General features: G+C 49.7%; 8 protein-coding genes, 1 tRNA gene and 1 pseudogene. 5 read left to right on the top strand and 5 right to left on the bottom strand.

The genetic code is table 11. The features are described 5' to 3' along the window. The first annotated feature begins 1,316 nt into the window (after nt 1-1,316). Both MXE41_RS10390 and MXE41_RS10385 read left to right on the top strand, forming a co-directional pair. Entirely contained in the window at nt 1,317-3,281 is a 1,965-nt protein-coding gene (locus MXE41_RS10390) for a tyrosine-type recombinase/integrase (RefSeq protein WP_247100441.1), read from the top strand. A gap of 177 nt (nt 3,282-3,458) precedes the next feature. Continuing rightward, nucleotides 3,459-3,581 (top strand): annotated as a pseudogene (locus MXE41_RS10385) (flagellin); the annotation flags it as partial. A gap of 549 nt (nt 3,582-4,130) precedes the next feature. Here MXE41_RS10385 and MXE41_RS10380 read toward each other — a convergent pair. Together MXE41_RS10380 and MXE41_RS10375 are read right to left on the bottom strand one after the other, a co-directional pair. Then, nucleotides 4,131-4,220: transfer RNA gene (locus MXE41_RS10380), tRNA-Ser, on the bottom strand. Between the two features lie 443 nt (nt 4,221-4,663). Next, on the bottom strand, nt 4,664-7,318 hold the full coding sequence (locus MXE41_RS10375; RefSeq protein WP_247100440.1) for an inorganic phosphate transporter: 2,655 nt from the start codon (nt 7,316-7,318) through the stop codon (nt 4,664-4,666). Nucleotides 7,319-12,508: 5,190 nt separating this feature from the next. Here MXE41_RS10375 and corA point away from each other — a divergent pair. After that, nucleotides 12,509-13,459 (top strand): magnesium/cobalt transporter CorA, encoded by a 951-nt coding sequence (gene corA, locus MXE41_RS10370; protein ID WP_247100439.1) that lies wholly within the window; start codon nt 12,509-12,511, stop codon nt 13,457-13,459. Between the two features lie 2,046 nt (nt 13,460-15,505). Beyond that, entirely contained in the window at nt 15,506-16,948 is a 1,443-nt protein-coding gene (gene fliD, locus MXE41_RS10365; RefSeq protein WP_247100438.1) for a flagellar filament capping protein FliD, read from the top strand. A gap of 836 nt (nt 16,949-17,784) precedes the next feature. Here fliD and fbaA read toward each other — a convergent pair. The 3 genes from fbaA to MXE41_RS10350 form a co-directional block, all read right to left on the bottom strand. After that, a complete protein-coding gene (gene fbaA / locus MXE41_RS10360) occupies nt 17,785-18,864 on the bottom strand; it encodes a class II fructose-bisphosphate aldolase (protein WP_246978021.1) in 1,080 nt (359 codons plus the stop codon). 228 nt (nt 18,865-19,092) lie between these two features. Next, nucleotides 19,093-20,259: a phosphoglycerate kinase gene (locus MXE41_RS10355; protein ID WP_246978020.1), complete on the bottom strand. Its 1,167-nt coding sequence runs from the start codon at nt 20,257-20,259 to the stop codon at nt 19,093-19,095. Between the two features lie 889 nt (nt 20,260-21,148). After that, complete coding sequence (locus tag MXE41_RS10350) at nt 21,149-22,813, bottom strand: CYTH domain-containing protein (RefSeq protein WP_247100437.1); 1,665 nt, start codon at nt 22,811-22,813, stop codon at nt 21,149-21,151. A gap of 947 nt (nt 22,814-23,760) precedes the next feature. On the opposite strand from MXE41_RS10350, the gene MXE41_RS10345 reads away from it, so the two are divergent. Beyond that, nucleotides 23,761-24,660, top strand: a complete 900-nt coding sequence (locus MXE41_RS10345) for a flagellin (RefSeq protein ID WP_247100436.1) — start codon at nt 23,761-23,763, stop codon at nt 24,658-24,660. Nucleotides 24,661-24,740: the final 80 nt, after the last annotated feature.

Below are 24,740 nucleotides of genomic sequence, written 5' to 3'. Positions count from 1 at the left end.
ATAATCCGTTTTATAAACTGACTGGCAATATTGAACTGCCATTTACGGTGATTTACGAATAAATGTGGCCACTTTCTGCACTATGCGGCACATAATGCCCGACTGTCAGGATCAGCGTTATCACTATGTAATCAGGTCAAGGAGACGACAACTATGACAGTTTGTGCATTTAAAAGAGCTCTATTAAAGCGCATAAACAGGCTGTTTGTTAATTTATTCAAGCTGTATCTTTGTTTTGAATGCACGACTGGCAAAAATAATGCAGTTGTGACTTATGCTCTTTTGTAATGCAGGTCCAGACATGTACAACGGCAAGCACTGATACAGTGAAACTGCCGCTTGCGGCATGTCACAAAGTCCTTAATACAGGAAACGATATTGCTGCAGTCGAGCAAAGATACCAGTGAGCTTTTTACAGCCAATAACATAGCTGAAAGTAAACAGTACAGTCAGGTATCAGCGTGCAGATTCCTTAACCATATGGCTTTCTGATACTGGCTGAATACATGCACAGACATGTCATGACAGTATGTGCTCAGGATATGTGTCTGATTCAGATGCTGATTATGACGCGCTCTGAATAAACCAGTACATACGGCACAGCAGCAACATGTTTGCGGCATAAAACAGTGCTTTTAAACGACTTAACAGTACGGTACTCAGTCCATAGTATCAGGCAGATCAGCTGTTATTACAGACGGCTCTTCAGCTTCATCTTGTCATGTGAGAGGCCAGACATACAGCCTTGAAAACAGCAGAGCTGCAGTGACTGTTAATGCACTGCAACCAGAATGTGACGCCGCGCAAAGACAGGCCACAAAAGTACAAATATGGCGCTGTTCATGCAACAGGCTATGCAGCCACAAACTTAAAGCCTGTGATAAGTCCAGCAGGTGCTAACTGATGCAGGTAGACACAGTTTTGCATATGTAAAGTACTTCACAGCACTGACATCCGCTATGGAAAGCATTTCCATGAAGTCAGTGCAAAAGATTTTCCGGCCACAGCCAGAAAGGCCTGGCCAATGGTGCTTCAAATATCCAGGGCACCTCCAGCTGTCCGCACAGGCTTTTATGAGCAGCCTGCGCAACAGTCCAGTTTTACCTCACCGGTTGCATCTGCAGCCGGATATTCAGGCAGCGCCTACAGCGCTGTCGTTAACGATGTCATGCTCCGTGACGAATCAGCCCGCGTAACGGGACTTAACAGGCATATTGCCTGCGGATGCATGACTGAATGTTCGCGCTCTGCAGATTTTTACAGAATTTGACACAGTTGCTTAAGGCCGCTGCAGGCGGCATCCTATGGAGGGTTACATGAGAAAAGCCACAGTCGGCAGCAAAAGCAAAACAAAAGCTGCCAACGTCAGTCTGATCGGCGTCTTCCGACAATTCGTCGCCGAGCATTTTTCTGCCATGGATTCCTATTCGCAAAGCACCTACACCTGCTATGTAGATACTGGCAATCAGATGGCCCGCTACATTGAGGAGGGCCTTGGAGAAGACAGCGACAGCTTTTCCTTTGAAAACTTCAATGCCGAATTTGTCCAGGGACTTCTGGAGTGGTTTATCGACGTTCGCCAGATTGTTCAGTCCACCCTTAATGTCCGCATGTCCGTGCTGCGCTCTTTTGCCCGCGAGATGATGCGTACCAAGATGGGCCGTGCTGACACAATGCTGGAAATTACCGAAATCAAACTGTGTGCTGCAACCCGTCCTGAGTTTGAATTCTTAAGCGCCGAGCACATCGAGGAAATCCTCGAAGCTTACAGCCCTGATAACAAGGTAACCTGTCGTCAGAGCCTGCTGCTTAGAATTCTCTATGAGACCGCCTGCCGCTCCCAGGAGCTTTGCGACGTCAAAGTTGGTGATTTCGTCTTTGACGCCGACAACAATCTCTGGGTATTCATTGGTGGTGGCGATCTTTCACGCCGTCAACTGCTGCTCAGTGACGAGACTGCTGAGCTGCTCAACTACTTCCTGAGCCGCTACTCTCCTGATGCCGATGCCCAGTCACTGTTAATCACCAGCACTCCGGACAGCAAGTTCCACAAGACTGGTATTAACCGTATCCTTCACAAGTTTGCCAACAAGGCCCGTGAAAGTGATGAGAGCATTCCAGAGAAAATTACCTGCGTAATGCTCCGTCACAGCCGTGCCATGCACCTGATGGATATGGGCCTTGATATGATGGCCCTGCAGGAGTACCTGGGACTTAAGTCTCCTGAAGCTGCCATTATGTACCACAACCGCTGGCTCAGACTGCAGCAGCAGGACCAGGATATGGTCACCCGCCGCCACTTCGTATCCGGCGAGACTGATGAGAGCGTACAGGGCAAGAACAGCCAGTGGCGCATGCTCGCTGATGAACTCAAGGCTAATACAGCAGATGAGTATGAGGACGAGTATGATTATGAGGACGAGGATGAGTATTACGAGGAAGAGGACGAAGCCCCTGTAACCAGAGGCAGAGCCGCTTCATCAAAGGCAAAGGCCACCAGAGCCACTGCATCCTCAAAGTCCAAATCAACCGCTGCAAAGAGCGCCCGTGGCTCAGCCAGTGCTGAAAAGACTGCTGCAGCCAGGCCTTCAGCCCGAATTACCAGAGGTGCAGTCTCAAAGACAGCCGCTGCAAAGGCCAGCACTGCCAAGTCTGCCAAGGCCACTCCTGCCAAAGCCGCCGCAGCCAGGACTGCAGCTGCCAAGGCAAGCACCAGCAAGAGTGCCAAAACAGCCTCTGCAAAGACAACCTCTGCAAAGACTGCAAAGACTGAAACTAAAGCTGCAGCCGCCAAAACAGCTGCACGCAGCACCACTAAGGCCACCAAGGCAGCCGAGCAGCCTGCAAAGGCAAAGACAGCTGCCAAAAAGCCTGTAGCATCCAAGACCAGCGCAGCCAAAGCTGAGGCCGCTAAGCCAGTACGCAGTACTCGCAAGGCCGCCGCTGAAGCTGACAAGGCACCAGCTGCTTCCGCCCGTCCAAAGACCAGGCCATCAGTTCGTGCCTCATCTGCCAAGGCTGAGACTGCCGCTGCCAAGCCAGCTGCCAGCAAGGCCAAGGCTACAGCTGCCACAAGGAAGACAGTAAAGACTGAAACTAAACCAGCCGCCAGGGCCAAGGCACCAGCCAAAGCACCTGCTAAGGCCCCAGCCAAAGCAGCTGCCAAGGCAACAGCCAGGACCCCTGCAAAGCCTGCCGCCAGCAAGGCCAAGGCAGCAGCTAAGCCAGCAGCTAAGCCAGCTGCCAAGGCTGCCAAGCCAGCTGCACGCAGCAGAAAGTAGGCTGAATGAAATATATTAAGCGCCGCTAATGCGGCGCTTCAGAGCTGCAGTTACATCTGCAGCCCTGAAGCCCGGTAAGGAAATGTGCCCTGCCGGGCTTTTCTTTTTTGCAGTTATGTAAAACGCGCCACGAACAAAAGATTTCAGATCAGTCTGACGCCCGCAGCAGAATCAGGGACAGATTTTGCCTCTGAGACCGCTGCCCTTACCCAGAACAACATTATTCAGCAGGCATCACAGTCTGTACTTGCCCAGGCAAACCAGCGTCCTACCATTGAGCTGAATCTGCTGGGCAGATAAGCAACCAGATATGTCTCATTATCATTAAAGGCGGGTTTATCCGCCTTTTTGATTTCTGCAGAGGGGCTGATGTCCGACGTGCCCTGCAGGTTGTACACTCAGCGAAACTTTAACGTCTGAGCACAGTATGCAGTCCGGCAGGCAAAGTCATTTGTGTGCATCTTAAACAAACACTGCAACGCGCAGGCTATAAGGCTTTCAGCGAGACTCGCTACTCACTGAGAGCCATGACCAGGACTGGTGATGAGAATGACTGAGTGGCTTGTTGCTGTGAGATGGACTGTACTTCTGGGCAGAAAGCATTTTGGTTTGCAGCTTGCTTTTTGCAGCTTGCTGCCTGCAGGAGACGGACTTGCTGCCTGCTGGAGATTCTCTTGCGGCTGCGGGAGCGGATTTGTATGGACGTGACAAAGCGCAGCATGCCTTGAGGCCGCTGGATAAGTTTTGATGATAAGGTTTGGGGATGAGTTTGTTGGGGAGTTTGTTGGGGAGTTTGTTGGGGAGTTTTTTGGAGAGTTTGTTGATGTGGCCAGGACGGCCTGAAAGGGATGGCGGAAAGAGGGGGATTTGAACCCCCGATACCTTTGAGGGTATGCCGCATTTCGAGTGCGGTGCATTCAGCCACTCTGCCATCTTTCCGTGCGTTCTATTATAGGAAAAAAGTTTGCTAAAGCAAGTGTAAAGGTAGATTGCACGCCACAATGAAACGCAGGAGCTAATACGTTACACAATCGGCCAGGCTTTTGCGGTTGAACCGGTTCAGGCTGGCGGTAAATAGGAAGGTCTGCGGGCCTGAAACTGGTACCGATTGCGGGCCCGCTCTGATGAACGGTATGCACAGGCTGCTGCAGTACCCTGGATGCGGTCAGGTTAACATTTTTGGGCTCTCAGGCATGGGGCTGCAAGAAGTTCGGCCGACAGTATGGAGCATAAGGTCTGGCTGTGCTTAAGCAAACTTCGAGTGTCAAATAGCAAAAAGGCTCCGGGGGCATCATACCCTGGAGCCTTTTTACTATGGCGGTACCGTACACATGCACGGTACCGCTCTGTGCACAGCTGGCTAAAGCCAGCGGTGCTGGGGCTTAGTCAGCCTTTTTGCCCTCAGTGCCCTCTACGACTGCCTGGGCAGCTTCGCTGGTGGCCTCGGATGCAGCTGGGACTGCGGCTGGCTCGGTCTGGGCCTGAGCCTGCCCGGCTGCTGCATCAGCAGCGGCGTCAGCTGGAGCAGGCTCTGCCTGGGCGCTGTCTGAGGCAGCAGCAGCTGCAGCAACGGCACCTGCTGTGGCTACGTCGGTTTGAGCGGCTACGGCGGCTGCAGCGGCACTGTTGGCAACAGGTACTGTGTCAGCATCAGCAGCCTCGGAAATATGAGGAGCATTGCGCTCATCTTCCTCTACTGAGGAGGTAACAATGGCCTCAGAGCCGGTGCGGGTAGTGGTGCCAAATACCTGAGAACGCATCTGTGAGTTGTTGAGATTGCGATCTACTACTGAACCACCAACGATCTGAGCAAGAGCGCGCTCCTGCATGGCTACGGCTACGTAGCGGTTGGCAAGATCACGGATACCCTGCAGGAAGCTTAAGTACATTTCAGCGGAGTGAATGGACACATGCTGGCTGCTGATGATGTTTACCAGCTCAACCTGGGAGCGGTCGATATCACGGTTTAACTTCTTGGCGTGCTTTACCATGGCCTCTACATTGCCAGCTGTAGGCTCAGCGGCCATACGGTGCAGATCACGGGAAAGCATGTGCAGACGGGCATTGATGTCCATCAAAGAGGTCTGCATTTCGCCCTGGAAAATGGTGTGACGGTTGGCAATGTGGTTTACGGCACGCTCTACCATGTAGCGGATAGCCTTGGAGGCTTCACGCATATTGGAGAAGGTCAGGTAGAAGAAGTGCTTGGCATCACTGGTAACCTTGCTCTCACCCATGTTGGAGCTGGTATTTGCCAGGGTGTAGTACTCAGAGCGCACCTTGGAAATATCGTATTCGATATTGGAGGCCTTGTTGAAGTCTTTTCTTAACTTGAGCTCGTTGTCGCCAAAGAAGTTCTCAAGTACGCGGTCAACAACCTCAACCTGAGCATCAAAGTAGACAGGAACGGCCTTGGCAATAGAGCCCAGAACCTTCTCATTGTCATCCTTGGCCTCAAGTACCAGAGATGTGGTATCAGAGGTCTTCTCACGGGCAAAGTTGCTGCGGATAATCACTGCCGATGTGATGAGCATGGTAATGATAATTGCAATTTCACCGACGCCAAAGAAGAACAGGCAGACAATGGAGGCTGCTGCAAAAGCAGAGATAGCGGTAATAAACCAGCCGGCAATAACGGTGATTACACCGGAGATACGGTATACGGCTGACTCACGGCTCCAGGCGCCGTCAGCAAAGGAGGTGCCCATGGCGACCATGAAGGTTACATAGGTGGTGGACAGAGGCAGCTTTAAGGTGGTTGCCGAGGCAATCAGAATGGAAGCCAGAACCAGGTTTACAGAGGCGCGGACATAATCAAAAGGAAGTGGAGCTTCGCCCTTGACTACATCCGGCTTGATATAGCGACTGCCGATAAATGCCAGAACGAAGCCAGGCAGAATGTTGCGGCAGGCACGGGAAACACCCAGACCAAAACGGGTAATAACACGACCTGGGGTGGAGGCACCAAACTGCTCGTGCTCACCGTGGGTGGAGCTTGAGAGGTTAATGGAAGTCTGAATTACACGGTGAGCCTTTTTGGAAGTCCAGAGAGTGAACACCATGACCAGACCGGCAATAATGAGATAAATGGTGGAAGCTGGAGCATTATTATTGAGAATGCCCATGGTTATCTGATGAGGATCAGGAGAACCGGCACTCAGCCAGAACATGAAAGCATCCAGAGCAGCCAGAGGCACACCAATGAAGTTTACAAGGTCGTTACCGGCAAAGGAGAAAGCCAGAGCAAAAGTACCAGCCAGAATAATGATCTTGAAGACGTTGAATCTGATTAATACCAGCACCTGACCAAGAATGGTAAGGCCGATAAACATATAGGTGAGAATGGCTGAGGTGTTGTCATTGATGAACTGAATGTACTCAGGCTTCATGAATGAGGCACCTTTGGCACCTTTCATTACCAGGAAGTAGAAAATGGAGGAAATGGAGAAACCGAAGAACAGACCACCAAGGTACTTGTAGGTATTCTGGAATCTGAAAGTAAAGAGAATACGCAGAACGAACTGAACTATGGCGCCTGAGAAGAAAGCGACTACTACAGACACAAGAATGGCAGAAACAATGGTTGCTGCACGGTCGGTCTTGATGTACTCAAAGATCTCCGAGTAAGACATGCCCATGGTGCTGAGCTTGTAAGCCGTAGCAATTACGGCTGCACCGAGCAGCTCAAAGATAATGGATACGGTAGTAGAAGTTGGCAGACCAAGAGAGTTAAAGGTATTGAGCAGTAACACGTCAGCCATCATTACGGCGCAGAAAATCATCATTACGTCGTAGAAGGTAAACAGCTCAGGTCTGAACATACCGCTGCGCGCAATTTCCATCATGCCCGACGAGAAAGTAGAACCGATAAGTACACCAATAGAGGCTACGATCAGAACTACCTGCAGAGGAGCAATGCGGCTGCCTACAGCTGAGTTAAGGAAGTTTACGGCGTCGTTGGCAACACCGACAAAAAGGTCAATAACCGCCAGCAGCAGCAAAAAGCCAACCAGCACAACAAAAATTGATTCAAGCATAAGTATTATCACTTTTTTGGGGGCGCTCTTAAGCCGGCCTGAGGCCAGGCTGCAGATCCAGTATCTTTTACCCTGCGCTTAACTGACATAATCAGTAAGGTCCCACTCCATCCTGCCTGCATCATGCTACTCAGCACTCCTGAGTGTTATCAGCCAGAGACAGGGCCGCTCTGTTCCAGTTTTGCCGCTGCGGCCTATGACTGACTTGAGTGTCATCAGATGCCACAGCATGCAGGTTGAACACCTGGTTCAGAGACAGTTTATCAGCGGCCAGATCTGGCAGATCACTGACAGCCCTGCCGCATTTTCAATATACCCTCATTAATATTGAGGGCATCTTATGCAGATTGCACACATGAAAAAGTCCGGAGGGCAGCCATGGCATGTGCCATGGCTGCCAGACAACTACATTGTCTTATGTTGCTGTCAAATACTCCGGGCTTATGTCTGCAAGACTGTGATGTCAGGAGGAAAGGCGCTGTGCCTTTTCAAAGCATGGACAGAATAAAAGATGCTGTTATCTGCCGGTCAGTACTGTTTCTGACGGGCATTAAGAGGCATTCTCTAGAAGCTCAATCGTTAACTCTGACGCCCTGAAAACCTGCTTGTGACGGCCAGGACATCATACGGCTACCCCTTGGGAGACCGCATGAAAAAATATACCACAGGGCTCAAAAGTTGCCGCAAGACTAACAGGGCATTGTTAAGTTTTTGTTAAGCTGTATCACCCTCAAATTGTACCATTTCATTATCCAGTACCTCCTGTTATCACAGTTTTAACAGGCAATACAGGGGTCCTTTGCTGCCCCCTGACTGACAGTTTCAGTACAGAGAAAAGTCAGGCTCATGCTTTACCATAGCCAGAAATATCGGCAGGTACATGCAGGTCAGGCATATATTTAATAATATAAGACCATAACTTTCCAAGCCAGCCACGCAAAGGTCAATATCTCGACCAAAAGTACCATCCACTATGTTCCGATTTAAAGCAAAGAGCCTTTGATGGTGTATCAAGCCGGTCATAAAAACGGACCTTTCTACTGTTCAGGATCCCACCTGGTTTCCAAGTCATCATGCGTCAACCCCCCGGAAGTCGGGGCCGGGGGTGCAGACCTGCCTGCATATCAGTTTCACTTTCTCAGAATGCTTAGTATTAGCAAAACTTATACAGCTCCAGCGTTGCACCTGGCTACAAGATACTTTTACACATATTTATACTATATACCTGCACATTTTACACACAAGAAAATATCACAAAGCCATTTAATCGGACAAATGCAGGATAAAGCCCCAGAACCATAGCTGTTTCACAGTTATACATACGACTTTTACAAAAGTGACAGTAAAACCGTGTTAACTACACCATATTAACCTGTTTCCCCGCCATGGCTGATCCCCAAAACTCTATAAAAGTCCCTCAAACAGGCCATGGCAACGCATCCAGTCTTAAACCCGCTCAGCCTTTATATTGGCCGTCCAGTAACAGTTATGACGCCTTAATTGTTCTGCAGTTTCACAACAGCAGACGCCAGATCACTGAAATTACCAGCAAAAATCCCTGCCAGACAGCTTCAAGAAAACCGGCCCCTCCCTCAGCCTGCCCTTTAAGCCACAGAGCCAGCCAGCCCCCACAGCCCTCAATCCGTCAGACCATCAATACTGGAAACACGCCCCTAAAATCATGAATCCTGGTATGAGTCGAAGCACGAGTATTAGCCCACATCCCTCAATAACACTCATACATAGAGCCCCTCATCCATAAAACACACAGGCCGCTGCCATATGCAGCGCACAATGTGGCTATGCAAGCAGCTGCCATATGCTGAGCACAGGTCGGCCATGCAGGCTGCCGACCTTTGCAGATCACCAGTCAGCCATTCAAGCAGCTGCCATATGCAGCGCACAATGTGGCTATGCAAGCAGCTGCCATATGCTGAGCAAAGGAAGATATAAAGTGTCACTGCCGACATGCAGGAATCAGCAATACCTGTCATTCATGCAGAGATAAGTCCACTCAGTCATGCAGCACTCCCAAAACGCTGCTCTTTATCCTTGAGGAAATCATTATCAACTGCATAAGCCGCTCGCTACGCCATGTCCTGACAGGCTCATGCTATTCATGCCCTTTATCCTTGAAGCTTGCGTTCATTTTCAATGATGTGTGTATGCTTACAGGAACTACGTACTACTGATTAGCTTATGCAGCATGCTTCAAGCTTACAGTTGGACAAGTGCAAGTAACATCAAAGCGTAAGCGCTAAGCCCGCCATAGCTGGCTTTTGTGCCGCTGACATAGTATTTCCATGCTGACAAAAGATGACGGCATACCTGGAAGGTGTTATATATTGCAGCCGACTGCAATGGTCATCCCCGTGCTACTGCAGTAATCCCTTATAAAAGCTTTTCCTTCAGGTGATTACGTACAGCATCTGTATGCTGGACTTGTAACAAATACCTTTGACAGCAACTCAACTAATCCATTACTGACAGACAGGCAGGCAGGCAGGCAGGCAGGCAGGCAGGCAGGCAGGCATTATGGCTGACTGCCTGATGTTTGTCGTTCTTTGCCTGACCTCATCTTAAGCTGATATGGAAATTGACCATCTCTGCCCTGCATCATTGGTCCACATGCTAATTGCCGCAAGTTTTGTCATCCATAACAAATAGCAGAAAGATCATACTCAGACATAAACTTGAACATAACGGATCATGTAGTGACTTAGCTTTATGTGACCGGACAGAGCTCGACGGGCATCATAGCCCGTTACGTCATGATCCTGATAGCAAGTCATAAAATGACTGGCAAAATCCCTGGCAGGCATTACGGAACATTACCCGGGCATGGTCTGACGAGGGCACGGCAATGCACTGCACAGCCAGGCATGGCATGGCATGGCACGGCATGACCATAGCCTGGTACTGCATCCGGAAGCCTCCAATAGTTCAATGCTGATGCATAGTTCTACTGCATACAGGTGCTACGTACCGCCTCTGCATAAGATACTAATGGCACTGTCATAAGCTGCCCATTGGTCTGGCCGTAATGAGGCATGTCATGTTTTCCTTTCTTTATGACTGCTTGACTTGCTGCCGTTTTGACTGTCGTGTCTGGCCGCTGTTTTTTTGCTGCACAGTGGCTGTTCCAGAGGTCTGGTCATATCGGTTGCTGCTCAAATAAGGTGAAAGTAAGTGTACGGTCCATTGCCCAGGGGTAAGGGTAATGGTCAGGGGCCAGGGTATCCTGAGTAGCCCGTGCAAGAGCAACCATGTATGCCAGATTAAGATAACTGGTCAGGCTTATGGCATCAGATAATGAGGGCATGGCCATCCCGGCGCCTTGTCAGACTGGAGATGCAAGGAAAAAGGCATTATGCGCAGCGCCTCTGCAGGGCAGAATATTGCTGTCAAATGTGCTGTCAGAATGCAGGAAAATCGATATGAAAAATATTGTTTGTAACAGGAAGTGCATTTGTCTGCTGGCATGGAAAGGCCATGCAGACAAAGGATGTAATGCGGGGAATTTTTGTTTGACACTTGGGGGGCTTTTGTCTAAAGTATAGCAGGCCTTGATGTCATACCCGGTGCAAATGGCTTATTTATGCGCCATTTACCGGCAAAACTCCAGGTCACAGCTGAGGATAAGACAGCTGTCTTTTACCTGCCTTAGGGAGTATCTCTCTCCTGATAACTGACTGGCCGACTTCCGTCTTCAGGCCTGTACTGCATCCGCCTGAACCTGGAATCCACTCATACCATTAAGGCAACTAAAAGTCAGTTGATCCTGTCATCTTAAAGTTTTCTTAATGCAGAACACACACTGTCCTGACAGTGATCTGCTCTAATGTCTGCTTTGCTTACTCAGCTCACTTACTGGCACTCTCTGCCAGAGCAAATCCACCCTGTGATTACTGACTCAGACTACTGTCTACTGTACTGATTTCATCTTATTTCTGCCCTTAACCCTGCTACTGTGCGATTATGCTGCCTCCAGCCATGCCTGAGCAAGTTTCATAGTATCGCTTTAGCAAAATTCATGGTCGTGCATTAGCAATGCTCATAGTCTCGCTTTAGCAAAATTCATGGTCATGCATTAGCAAGACTCATAGTCTCGCTTTAGCAAGGCGGCATAATGCTTTCTTATCGCTGAAGCCTGCTCTAAGGCTTTGGTAAAGAGCCTGCAAAATCTGATGAGACAATTCAGGACTGAAATATGCTGATTTCTGTTTCGCCTGTTACTCTGGCCAGTTCCAATACTGACCTGGGGCGTTTAACAACAGCTTCGTATCAGTCCGGTATCAGCACTGCTAACCATATTCTGAAGCTTATTAATCAATGTTTTGCCGACCACAACTTTAGCCCGGTATTTTCATCACTTCATTCAAGATGAGCATGATGAGCAGCTCATCACAGGATGAACCTGAGTAACAGCCTGACTGCGCTGTCAAATTCCTGTTCTGACATGTCATTGAGATCTGCATGGATATTAGCTGCCATACAGTCAGGAGAACATGCCATTGAGGACATGCCCCTGCTGATGTTGTAATGATAGCCAGCCTTAAGTGCTGCTCTTTACCTTATATGTATTGCAGGATCCTGCCTTCAATACTGGCAGAGCACAGCAGTGCTCGAGGCACCATGGTCCTGTGATGAAACTGTTACCAGCTCCTGACTGAGCTCAGGAGGCATGTTCGGCACCTGAAAGGATCTGTATGGCCCAAGCCGGCTGCTCTCCTCTGTGTCTGCAGCTGCGGTACGTTGGGTCATCACCCCCTGCTGTCGCGGCATTAACCAATGCACACCGGCACATCTGACGCAACGACACGGCTGACAACAGCCAACAGTGTATGGCGTATGAACCTGTGAAAGTATGCAGTCTGCATGATCATAATGGCCAGACAGGCCGGTCCATGCATAGAATGCAAAGCATGCATGCATGCGATATATGCAGCTTTATACAGCAGTCGTATACAGCCGCCAGGCTGCTCCGCTGGCGGGCGAGCCATATTTGCCCACTTGAGCATGTATATTGCTGAAGCAGCCATGCATCACTGGTTTTGCGCCCTGACATGATTGCGGGTGGACAATACACCAGGCCGGGATGGCCTCAGGTCACAGCCCAACCTGTTCTTTTACGTATGCACGGCACTGTGCACAACAGCCTTTGTGCTGTTTAGTACAGGAGATTTTTCTATGATTACAGCCTGCCAGCTCTATGATGACAACAGCCTCTCCCTGGTAAGGGTAACTGCAGGTGACGCCTTACCCTCAGATGTAATCTGGCTCGATGTGCATCAACCCACCGAGGAAGAAAGCGACTGGCTGGAGAAGCTCTTCGTTGAAGACGTGCCTGATGAAGACGACATGGACGATCTGGAATCATCGTCCCGTTTTAAAATCGGCGCCGACGGTGTGCATATTCTCTCCCTCTTCCCTCAGCGTCTTGCCAATGATACCCGTGGCGTGAACATGTCATTTATCATCCGCAAGAATCTGCTCATCTCCTTCCGTGAAGATGAAGTGTCCATCGTACGTCTGTTGCGCTATCACATCCGCTACGGCAAAGCTGATATCCGCTCTGCCCTGGATATTCTGCTGCAGCTGCAGGACCTCAAGGTAGATCAGCTCTCTGACCTTATCGAAGATGCTTACGGCGTACTGGATGAAACCGCCGATCAGATCCTGTGTGATGACAGCGTGGAAGATACCCTGCGTGAGCTGGTACGCCAGGAAGAACTCAACGGTCAGATTCTGCAGGCCCTGTACGATACCCGTCGCGCCCTGCGCTTTATCAAGAAGTCCTTTGAGACTACCCTTGATGACAAGCAGGAACGCAGTATCGATGAAGTGCTTAACGATATCGAATCCATTCTTCCGCACACTCAGTTCCTGGCCAACAAGATCAACTTCCAGCTTGAGGCCTCCATGGGTTATACCAACCATAAGCAGAACAAGATCATCAAGATCTTCTCTGTGGCTGCAGTAGTGTTCATGCCTCCTACCTGGATTGCATCCCTGTACGGTATGAACTTCGAGTTCATGCCTGAACTGCGCTGGGAGTACGGCTACCCTCTGTCCATAGGACTGATGGGTCTGTCAGCTGCACTTACCTACCTGTTCTTCCGCAAGAAGGGCTGGCTCTAACCAGGCCTGCAATCGACTCCAGTCTGAAAATTGCACCGGTCTGCAAACAGCTCAATTCTGCAGTTACACCGGCACAGGATAAAACTCCATCTCAGGGCACCGCCGCCCACCAGGCATCTGTGGTGCCCTACAGGCAGCACAATCCGAAACAGCTCAACTGTCACTGGCTCAGACAGCATTGTCGTCAGCTGTTGTCCAGCCCAAGGCCCACTTTAATGTGGGCCTTTTCATATCCAGTCACTGTACAGCCCGACCACTACCCCTGACCCCGACTTGAACCGCCCTGCTGCATGTTTTCGCTCCTGTCAGTACAGCACAACCAGGTCCTGCACCGGCAAAGGCCTCCCCAGCAAGGCGATCACTGGAATACCTGTCTCCATGATTAAGAAGAGCCTTATGCAATCCAAGCCATGCTGTGCGAACTTTCAGGACAGCACACTCATTGTGAAGCAGCCAGTACTTAACACGGGCGCCCCATTTACATTAATAATCTCCAAAACAATATAGTATTGCCTGATGAGCCTCTGCATTAGCTGGTTAACAGCCCCTGCATTAGCTGGATAACAGTCCCAGCGTTACCAGCTGAAAAATGCTGAGTGGAGCTTGTCTCTGATGACATACAGCTGCAATCAAAACCGGCTACATAGCCTTGCCAATATCACTGCATTGCCCTGCTGCTTGACCTGAAACATGAAAAACCTCTGTCAACCTGAACAAACCAGGCAAACCATGCAAACCATGCAAAAGCACTCCAGGCTCCAAAATTTCATGGCCACAACCTCCGCCACTGCCCCCTTGGCATCTTGTAAGTACAATGATTTTGTAATGCATCACCAAGGAGCATCAGAGCAATATGCTGATTGAGCATCAGCACTTAAAACACTTGTTGACAAGTACAAGCTTTTCGATGTCATATGCTGTTAATATTGTCCAGGCAATGCTCCGAATTTATCAATTTCATAGACATTCATAGCTGCTTTTCTGCTGTGGTGTGGTTACGTTTACACACCACTCAGCAAATCACCCTGCAGTGCATCTAGTAGCGTACCTAAAGAAAGCACGTCAGGAGGTGAAATAAATGCGTATTTTCCTTATAGGGTGGCTTTGAGAACAAGCAGTTGTCCAACAAGAGCAACAAAATATTCTGTGATACCTTTCCCGGCTGTTCCCGGCGTCACCCAGGAGAAAGTGTAAAAGTGTTCATGGCCTGCCTGCAAACAGGGGCTCGTCATTGGGTGAATCGAGAAGATAATATTGCACGCCCTTATCATGGCAGCACTCAGGGTGACTCAAAGGCACGGTGAAGCCTAAGCAGAGCGTTGTGCAACATTTTGGTATGGCATCCCGGGTATTTGCTGTGTTGCATCACCGTTGTGGTGCATATATTTCTCACAAATTACGGTGATTTAATAGGGCAAAATATGGCCTTTGTGTATCTATTTAAAACCGTTTACAAGCCTCATATAGATACACGGAAATTTTTGCCGGTTCCCATAAAAAGGTCAAACTTTGAGTGTCATCAGTATTCAGATTGTTGGCTGCGGTCCGTTAAAAGGTGAACTGTTCACTGATACCCGTATTTGCGGTCTTTGTGATCAGGATCCATGTAACGTACCTGCGCACCGATCCCAGGCAGAAGTTCTGGCTTGATTCTTGAATCAATCAGGCTATAAGTTATAGGGAGCACCAAGCTTCACCCTGTAGCGGGAGCCTGACTAATACGATAAACAGGCCAGAAAACAGCAGAACAGAGTCCTCACTACTGATGGATAAAGCTGCTTAATTTCTGCAGCATTAGCTGTCATGGCGTGCCTTAAAAGAGCCGTCACAGCCATACGTTTTAGAGTAGTTTGACAGCTTGCCGGAGCTGATTTGTTTGCCGCTTACGGCAAAGGATTGCAGCTGAAAAACACGGCGCAAAATCCCTAAAGTCGTAAAAGGCATAACCGTTAAAATAACTAAGCGGTCAGAGAAAAAGACTTTGACCTGGTACTCAACAGTTCCAGTAGCTATGACTGGACGCGTGCGAATTTTCAGGAGTGCAAAATGCCATCTAATATTACTTCCGCTGGTTCCGCTTCCGGCATGGACTTTGAGTCCATTATTGCTGCATCGGTTGCTGCCAAGAAAAACCAGATCAACAAGAACGTCATCTACCGCAAGGAAGAGACCAACATCGCCATCTCTGGTGTTGGCAAGTTAAAGAGTGCTTTAACCGACTTCCAGAAGGCTCTGAAGGCCCTTACCGAAGACAACGGCTTCAACACCCGTAAGGTAACCACCAACCAGCCTACCGAGAACCCATTCTTCACCGTTTCCACCAAGGACGACGCTGCTGACGGTTCTTACGATATCGCTGTTAAGCAGACCGCTTCCAACGAAAAGATCTCCCAGACCTTCAAAGACGGCACCAAGTTTGAGGAAGGTACCCTTACCATCACTCTGCCGGACATCAAGAACGACGACGGTACCACCAAGAAGCGTGAGATCAAGATTCAGGTTGCTGCTGACGACACCGTTGCTTCTCTGCGTAAGAAGATCAACGACAATGACTTCGGTGTAACCGCTACTACCGTTTCCACCAAGGACGGCGACAAGCTTGTAATCGACACTGGCTTATCCGGTAAGGATGCCGAATTCGAGATGAAGTTTGATGCCAAGGACGGTAAGGCTGATGGCGCAGCTGCCGAATTAAATGTCAGCACCAAGAACAATAGCACCAATAAGGCTGGTAAATGGGACGTTGTTCAGGGCCGTGACGCCATCATCGATCTCGATGGTCAGGAACTGACCTCCTCTACTAACGAGTTCAAGAACGTTTCCGGTCTGACCATTAACGTACAGCGCGAGTCTGAGAAGGACGACAAGGGTGGCTACATCTCCAACAACGTAACCGTATCTGCTGACATTGATAAGGTTACAGAGAAGATGAACGGCTTCGTAAACGCCTACAACACCTTAATCTCCACCATGGACACCCTCTACGAGCACAACACCTACACCGACGGTCAGAACAACTACGACGGTGGTGAGCTTGCCGGTGACTCCATGCTCCGTGGCCTCAAGACCCAGGTCCAGAACATCATGACCAAGGTTAAGGGCAACTCCTCAGGTCTGGACATCTACTCTGTAGGTATCAAGATCGACAAGGACGGCACCATGTCCCTCGACTCCACCAAGTTCAAAGAGGGCATCAAGGACAACTTCAACGCCGTTGTTAACATCTTTGCCAGCAAGGATGACAAGAACCCAGGTGTTATGACCGAGCTCAACAAGATTGTTGACGACTACACCAAGAGCAACGGTCTGCTGTCCAACCGTGAAGAGTCCCTGAACATGAAGCTCAAGGACTACCAGAAGGAAGAAGCTGAGAACGCCACTTACCTGGAAGAGTATGAGGCCAACTTACGTCAGCGTTATGCCCGTCTCGATACCACTATCGCAGGCTATAACACTTCCCTGAATTACTTAATGTCCGCATTAGGTTAATGCAATAAAGGCTGAAAGCCTTTAAATCAGGGCTTTCAACCTCGCACCTGATTCGCACTACTACTCTGCCCCAGAGCCGTAACAGGCTTTGGGGCTTTTCTGTATTTGAGGCCCAATTATCTGTGCATTTAATGAGGTCGCCTCAAAACAGGAATGCCGGATGTAAAAGCCCTTTTACTGGCCCCATTACAAAAGAGGAGCTGCGTCACAGGCAATAATAAGCCCTGCTGCTTAAAGGACAACTTGCCGCCTATGCCGTGTTGTTCCAATTGACGACATTGGCCTATCCAGTACTCTGCCATGCTGGCTGCAGTACAACTTGGCGGCTATCCCGAGGTGGTCCAATGGCTGACACTGGCATACCCAGTACTCTGCCATGCCGGCTGCAGTACAACTTGCCGGCTATGCAGTGTTGGTCAAATGGCCGCTACTTGCCTGGCCTTTACTCTGGCTCAACACTGAGTAATGACCAGTCAATGGTCCGCCTACGATGCACAAGCATGCTCATTGACTGCCACATTTAGCCAGTGACAGCCTCTGTTATGGCCCATGGTAATTTGACTTCAGTTGCAGGAGTCAGCAGCGCAAGGCACTGCACTTGCTCTGTCTGCTGCCTGATCCTTACGTATGGTGTCGAGATTGATCGGGTCGCAGGACTGTTAAGTGGCAATGCGGTTCAAATGGTACGGGTGTCCGGTTTCAGATTATAAAGACGCAAAAAGCCCGGGGCGCGAGCCTCGGGCTTTATTGTCTGGTGGCAGCAGCCTGCAAAGCAGGCCTGCTGCCCTGTCAGTACAGCGGTGCTGAGCGCAGCTGGACTGTGCAGAGATGAGGAATTACAGGGAGTCTACGCAGCCTAATTCCTGCATGGCGGCGAGTACACGCTCGGTCATGGTCTCCTGGCCCTTACGTAACCATACGCGTGGGTCGTAGTACTTCTTGTTAGGAGCGTCTGGACCGGTTGGGTTGCCCAGCTGACCCTGTAAGTAGTCCTTGTTGCTCTCGTAGTAATCCTTTACACCCTTCCAGCAAGCCCACTGGGTGTCGGTGTCGATGTTCATCTTGATTACGCCGTAGGATACGGACTCAGCGATTTCTTCCTTGGTAGAACCGGAACCACCGTGGAATACGAGGTTTAATGGCTTAGCCTCGGACAGACCAAACTTCTCAGCTACGTACTTCTGGGAATCACGTAAAATGGTTGGCTTGAGCTTGACGTTACCTGGCTTGTAAACACCGTGTACGTTACCGAAAGAGGCGGCAATGGTGAAGTTTGGAGAAATCTTGATTAAGCGCTCATAGGCGTAAGCTACGTCCTCTGGCTGGGTGTATAAAGCGGACTCGTCCTTGTCAGAGTTGTCAACGCCGTCTTCCTCACCACCGGTGCAGCCGAGCTCGAGCTCGAGGGTCATGCCAAGCTTGGACATACGCTCAAGGTACTTGCAGCAGAGGTCTACATTATCCTTAAGTGACTCCTCGGAGAGGTCAATCATGTGGGAGGAGAATAATGGCTTGCCGTGCTCCTTGAAGTAGGCCTCACCAGCATCGAGCAGACCGTCGATCCATGGGAGTAACTTCTTGGCGCAGTGGTCGGTGTGCAGAACAACTGGGACACCATAGGACTCAGCTACGTTGTGAACGTGCAAGGCGCCGGAGATGGAGCCCAGAACGGCACCCTGCTGGCCTTCGAGCTTGATGCCCTTACCGGCTACGAAAGAAGCACCACCGTTGGAGAACTGAACTATAACAGCAGAGTTAGCCTTCTTGGCGGCCTCTAAAACGGCGTTAACAGAATCGGTACCGATGCAGTTTACAGCTGGGAAAGCGTAGCCATTCTCCTTGGCAACAGCAAATAACTTGTGGAGATCTTCGCCAAATAACACACCAGGCTTAACAACATCTAAAATCTTGGTCATTGAAGTCAATTCCTAAAGATAAGGCGCTTGGTTGCGCACTTAAATGCTTAATTGTTTTGTCTCTTACTGATCTCAGCGGGCACACACTCACGGTAGGTCATTACGGAGACAATTTGGGCCGGGGCCCACGAAGAGGCACAGACACCGTCGGTATCCATTTTACCACTGCGCAGGCTCAGGCATGATGCCCGGTTCACAGTCCGGGAATCGGCTCAGCATACGGCTGAATTACTCAGCAGCACGCTTCTCAAGAATCTCAACGGCAGGTAACTTCTTGCCCTCGAGGAACTCAAGGAAAGCGCCACCACCGGTGGAGATGTAGGAAATCTTATCCTCAATGTCAAACTTCTGGATAGCAGCAATGGTGTCACCACCACCGGCTACGGAGAAGGCATCGGAGTCAGCAATGGCACGGGCCATGGCTTCGGTACCCTTGGAGAACTGATCAAACTCGAATACACCAACAGGACCGTTCCAGATAATGGTCTTGGCGCCCTTGATGGCTTCGCATACGTTCTTGATGGACTCTGGGCCCAGGTCGAAGATCATGTCGTCATCGGCAATCTCAGAGATCTTCTTAACAGTAGCAGGAGTAGCAGCGTCGAACTCCTTGCCGGTTACTACGTCAACGAAAGCAGGAATATTGGTCTTGCCGGCAATTTCCTTTGCCTTCTCCATGAGCTCTGGCTCATAGAGGGACTTGCCAACATTGTTGCCCTGGGAAGCGATAAAGGTGTTGGAGATACCGCCGCCTACTACGAGGTGGTCAGCAACGCCCAGCAGGGACTCGAGAACTGGTAACTTGGTGGAAACCTTGGAACCGCCTACGATAGCCAGCATTGGACGGGCTGGGCTCTCAAAGGCCTTGCCCAGAGCGGTGAGCTCAGCGTCAAGCAGCAGACCTACACAGGCAACAGGAGCGAACTGAGCAACACCATAGGTGGTGGCCTGAGCACGGTGAGCAGTACCGAAAGCGTCCATTACGAAAACGTCGCACAGAGCTGCATACTTCTTGGAGAGGTCTTCGGCGTTCTTCTTTTCGCCCTTGTTGAAGCGGCAGTTCTCAAGAACCACAACCTCACCCTCGTTTACTTCAACACCGTCGAGGTAGTCCTTAACGAGGCGTACTGGGCAGTCTAAAAGGGTAGCCATGTGGTCAACAACTGGCTTTAAGGAGAACTCCTCAGCGTATACACCCTCTTCTGGACGGCCAAGGTGGGAAGTAACCATGACCTTAGCGCCCTTCTCAAGAGCTAACTTGATGGTTGGTAAAGAGCTTACGATACGTACGTCTGAGGTAACCTTGCCATCCTTTACTGGTACATTTAAATCAGCACGGATGAATACACGCTTGCCCTTCAGGTCGAGGTCGGCCATCTTCTTGACTGCTGCCATAACGATAATTCCTCAAATTTGATTGTCATTTCAGACTTTTAACCATCATCTCAGGACCTTTGCCTGTTTTAAGGTTTGTGGTCTGCCCGGTGTTGCAAAAAGCACCGGATGATGACGGATGAGAACTTTGCCAGGATCCACACACGCGAACTCCAGGCACCGGCTCTATGCCGCTTTCCAGTTTATACAAAAAAAACCGCATACTTCCGGAGTTTACCGGCAGATAATATCTGCCTCAAGTGAGAAATATTATATAGTAAAAGCACCATTGCAGCAATTGAAAAAGCCCGGATGCGTGCCCTTTGAGGGCAAATCCAGGCATTTAAAAAAGTTAGCTTAATCAGTCATCCTAGATAAACAGTCAGAGCCCCTCAATCCACTCACTGACTGCATCAGACGCCCCTGCCATTGCAACCCTGCACGTAAGTTAACCCCCGCCTCAGACATACAGCTAATAAAAAAGCGCCCTGCAAAGGCGCTTTAATCGTGATTCGTTAATCATTTCTCATATCAGATGACTGCCGCAGCACAACAGCATAAACACCTAAGACATATCCCTGACAGGCCATGCTGCGCTCAATTAAGCAGCACCAAAGTGGAAAGTACCATGGACATTACCTTTCCAGGAAGAACATAAGGCAAAGTCCAGGTAAACGCCCCATATGCATGCCAGACACTGCTCATGCGCTCATATAAAGCCTGCACAGCTGCAGCATACATGCATGGATACTTCTTATACGCGGAGCTATAGCGCTTCTTTATGAAGACGGAAAGATGACTCCGAAACGATAGCCCCTACATGGTGGATCCGGCAGACTATCGGCCTTTCGACATGACATAGGGGCTAATGCAGTGCTGGTATCTAATGGGTCATCAGCCGATGACGACATCAGCTGCCGAGGTTGATGGTTTCCCAGGCGCGACGCATGTGGTACTGGGTTGCCAGTGCCAGACCCTTGTTGCCCTTGAAATTGTCGTCGTTTAGCAGCATGGACTTTCTTCTGAGAATATAACCGGCACGCTCGATGTACTCGGCCATCTTGATTCCCTGGCTGTTCTTGACAGAAGTGCGCATCAGGGTCTTGAAGTCCTCAACGTTGAAGTCCTTGTTCTCAAGATCCTCAGCAAAGTGACGGTAGAAAGGCTCAAACCACATCTTAACGTTGAACTCAAGATACATGTTGGAGCATTCACTGACGATAAGCATGCTCAGATCGCTCAGTTCAGCATCCTGACACAGGTCACGATGGCTCTGACGAATTTCATCAGAAATACGCAACTTCTTGTGGTTACAGGAGAAGTCCATAGCCTCCCTCATAATCATGGCCACGTCTTCAAAGTGCTGACGGGTACCCATGAGGTTGGCCAGACCTACAGCCAGGGTAAAAGCCTCAGTAATGGCATAGGAGGTATGGTTGTAAAGCTCGATAGTTGGGTTGGCAGCGCGCTTGTAGCTGTTCAAGGCTGCGCGGAAAGTCTCAAAGTCCACACGGGTGCCACGGGATACGGACAGTACAGCTGGAGTATCAGCTGGACAGTCAAGGCCTCGTCCTGGATTGTCATGATCAAAGACGCTCAGAACTACAGCACGGCGCAGCTTAGATAAAGGCTCCATGCCAATAAGACCACCCTCTTTTAAAGGCAGGCTGGCAATGGACTGCTCCTTTTGCATGGTAACAGGCATCTCATGGACAGCGTGGCCAGCACCGCTCTCAAAGCCGGCATTGTCAAGGTCAGGGGCTGCTACATACTTGCCGCTCTGATTTAAGACTACGCTGCGGTAGTTAACAGGATACTTGTCTACATAGACGGTTGGAGAGCCGGAGATCATCAGCAGCAGCTCGTTGATAAAGGAGCTGAACTCAAAACGTACATCATCAAGATCGACAATGGTCTTGTCGCGGCTGGCGTCAAGCCATGCCTGATCGATAGACTTGAGCTCAAACTCAACTTCAGATACCGGGCTGGAGCAGATGCCGGCATTGATTTCACCCTGGTCTACAGCTACCTCAAAGGACATGAAGTAAGGTACGGTAAAAACCATGGAAGAGCGCTGGAAGTTGCTGCGGTAGCGCAGGGTAAGTGGGTTTTCAGCCAGAATGTCGTTGAGGCCTTCAGGAAGCTGACCAGGGCCAAACAGGCTCAGATCAGGAGACTGCATGTCCTGCTCACAGCGCACGTTGTACTCAACGTGAGTATGTGAGGCACCGCCCATCTCAACTTTGGACTTGAATTTTACAGTCTGCTCAACGCCGGCAACGGCATCGGAACGACGCATACGCAGGCCCATCTGAAATTCTTTGAACAGATGGTCAAAGCTGGTATCAAAGTACTCATTGGACAGTTTTTCAGTGCGAACCATGGAGACATCAGCCTTAAACTCATCAAGAGCATGGGCCTTTTTGAAATCATCGCTGAGCTCCTCATAGCGTACAGCAATGACCTCATTGAATTTGGCACACAGATCTTCAAAAAATGAACCGGCATACTTGCCATTAAGTCCAAACTTGTACTCACACTCGATGTTGTTCAGCAAATCCGAACCAGCTCCCATAGCAACCTCATATCATCTTGTACAGCAATAACAGCCCGCCCTGTATAAAGACCAGCAGACCTTGCCGGGGTAACAGCAAAGCAAAGAGTCAGCATCAGCCTTTAACATTAACGCAGCTGCAAGCAGCTGACGGCAGCAGCCGTATCTCAGTCCATACACCATCATAGCTTCCCACTCCCTGACACAGAGCAAAAGGGAGAACCGGGTTATAAAGATGGTGCTGCCGCTTAGAAAAACAGCATGGCTCCCAGGCAAAAGGAAGCCATGGCAGTAAGAAATAAGAAATATCATGGAAAATAGCAAAGTTACCCCGCCCCTGCAACTTTCCATAACATAGGGAAAAGCGTTCCGAAAGCCCGTTTTTTCCGCCCTGCACCATTTGACTAGATATAGCATCTTTACCACTTTGAGGGCTAAATAACGGCTCTGCCGGGTGCCATTAATGAAGCACCAGCCATAGACCGCCATCTGGCCAGCCCCATGAAGTCCAATATGGGAAAAGTGCAAAATTTAGAGCTCAATCAAACTTTTGGATCTCCGGCAAGCTAATGCTGATCACTTTTATTCCAGCCCCACACCACAACACAACACATATCGATACGACACCACCATGGCCATGCAACCGCCAGGCAGGGGCCGCCGGTGGCAGAAACAGTCATATTTATGTCGATGCAAAAAATGCCACTTCGACACATCAACAAATTTTTAAATAATCTTGTCCCGCCGGGCACTTCTGTCAAAAGGCATAAATATCCAGTTAAATAAATCTGACGATCACACGACAACTATGGTCCAGGACCAGGCAAAGCGTAATATGGCACACATGGTGCTAAAGCAATAACTAAAAGCTTCAGTAATGTTTTATGAAGCTCATCAACAGGCTTCAACAATGTTTATCCATGGGACCATTATGCTGTCCCGCATACCTGCTTTAAGAGGGAATTGCTATGGCTCTGTACGTTAACACCAATGTCAGTTCGATCAATGCCCAGCGCAAACTTGCTAACAGCACTCTGGCCCTGAATACCTCCTACCAGAGATTAAGCTCAGGCCTGAGAATCAACTCTGCCAAGGACGATGCCGCCGGCCTGCAGATCTCCGACCGACTGACATCTCAGATTAATGGCCTGAACCAGGGTAACCGTAACACCAATGACGGTATTGCCCTTGCCCAGACCATCGAAGGTGCGCTTGATGAAACCACCAACATGCTCCAGCGCATCCGCGTACTGGCCGTACAGTCAGCCAACGGCACCAACTCCGAGTCTGATCGTAAAGCCCTTCAGGAAGAAGTTACCCAGCTCTCCCAGGAAATCAACCGTATTGCCCGCCAGACCACTTTTGCAGGTGCTACCGTTCTGAATGGTAAGAATAACAAGAATGGTCAGGACCATTTAAAGGTTGAAAACAGCCTTATTCCCAGTGCCTCAGGCAAGATTGTTTTCCAGGTAGGCGCAAATGCAGGCGACACACTGTCAATGCAGTGGGATAAGCCTTTCACCCTCTCTGGTCTTGCTGATATGGCAGGTTTTGCTGCAGCAAAAAATATTCAGCAGGACAAAAATGCTACACAAGGACTGGTGGTTGATGGCGCCACAAATGCTGCCAAGGCAGAAGTTCGCTGGACTATTTCCAAGGCTTCTCTTGCTCAGTACACCCTTGGCAACATCGACAAGATCATCCAGCAGGTTGACTCTAAGCGTGCCGAGCTTGGCGCTTTACAGAACAGAATGGAAAGTACTATTCGTAACCAGGCTTCCATTTCTGAAAATGAGGCTGATGCCCGCAGCAGAATTCGTGACCATAGCCCGGCATTTAAGCTATCTTCCATAGCTAAAGCCGCATAGACAGGCCATTCATTTTTTTTACCTCGTATTTAATTCTATCAAACTGAACAGCCGTATATGTAGAAAAGCTACATAATTTT

Source organism: Anaerobiospirillum sp. NML120449 (assembly GCF_023051105.1).
GTDB lineage: Bacteria > Pseudomonadota > Gammaproteobacteria > Enterobacterales > Succinivibrionaceae > Anaerobiospirillum.
This window is presented reverse-complemented; position numbering and strand designations above follow the sequence as displayed.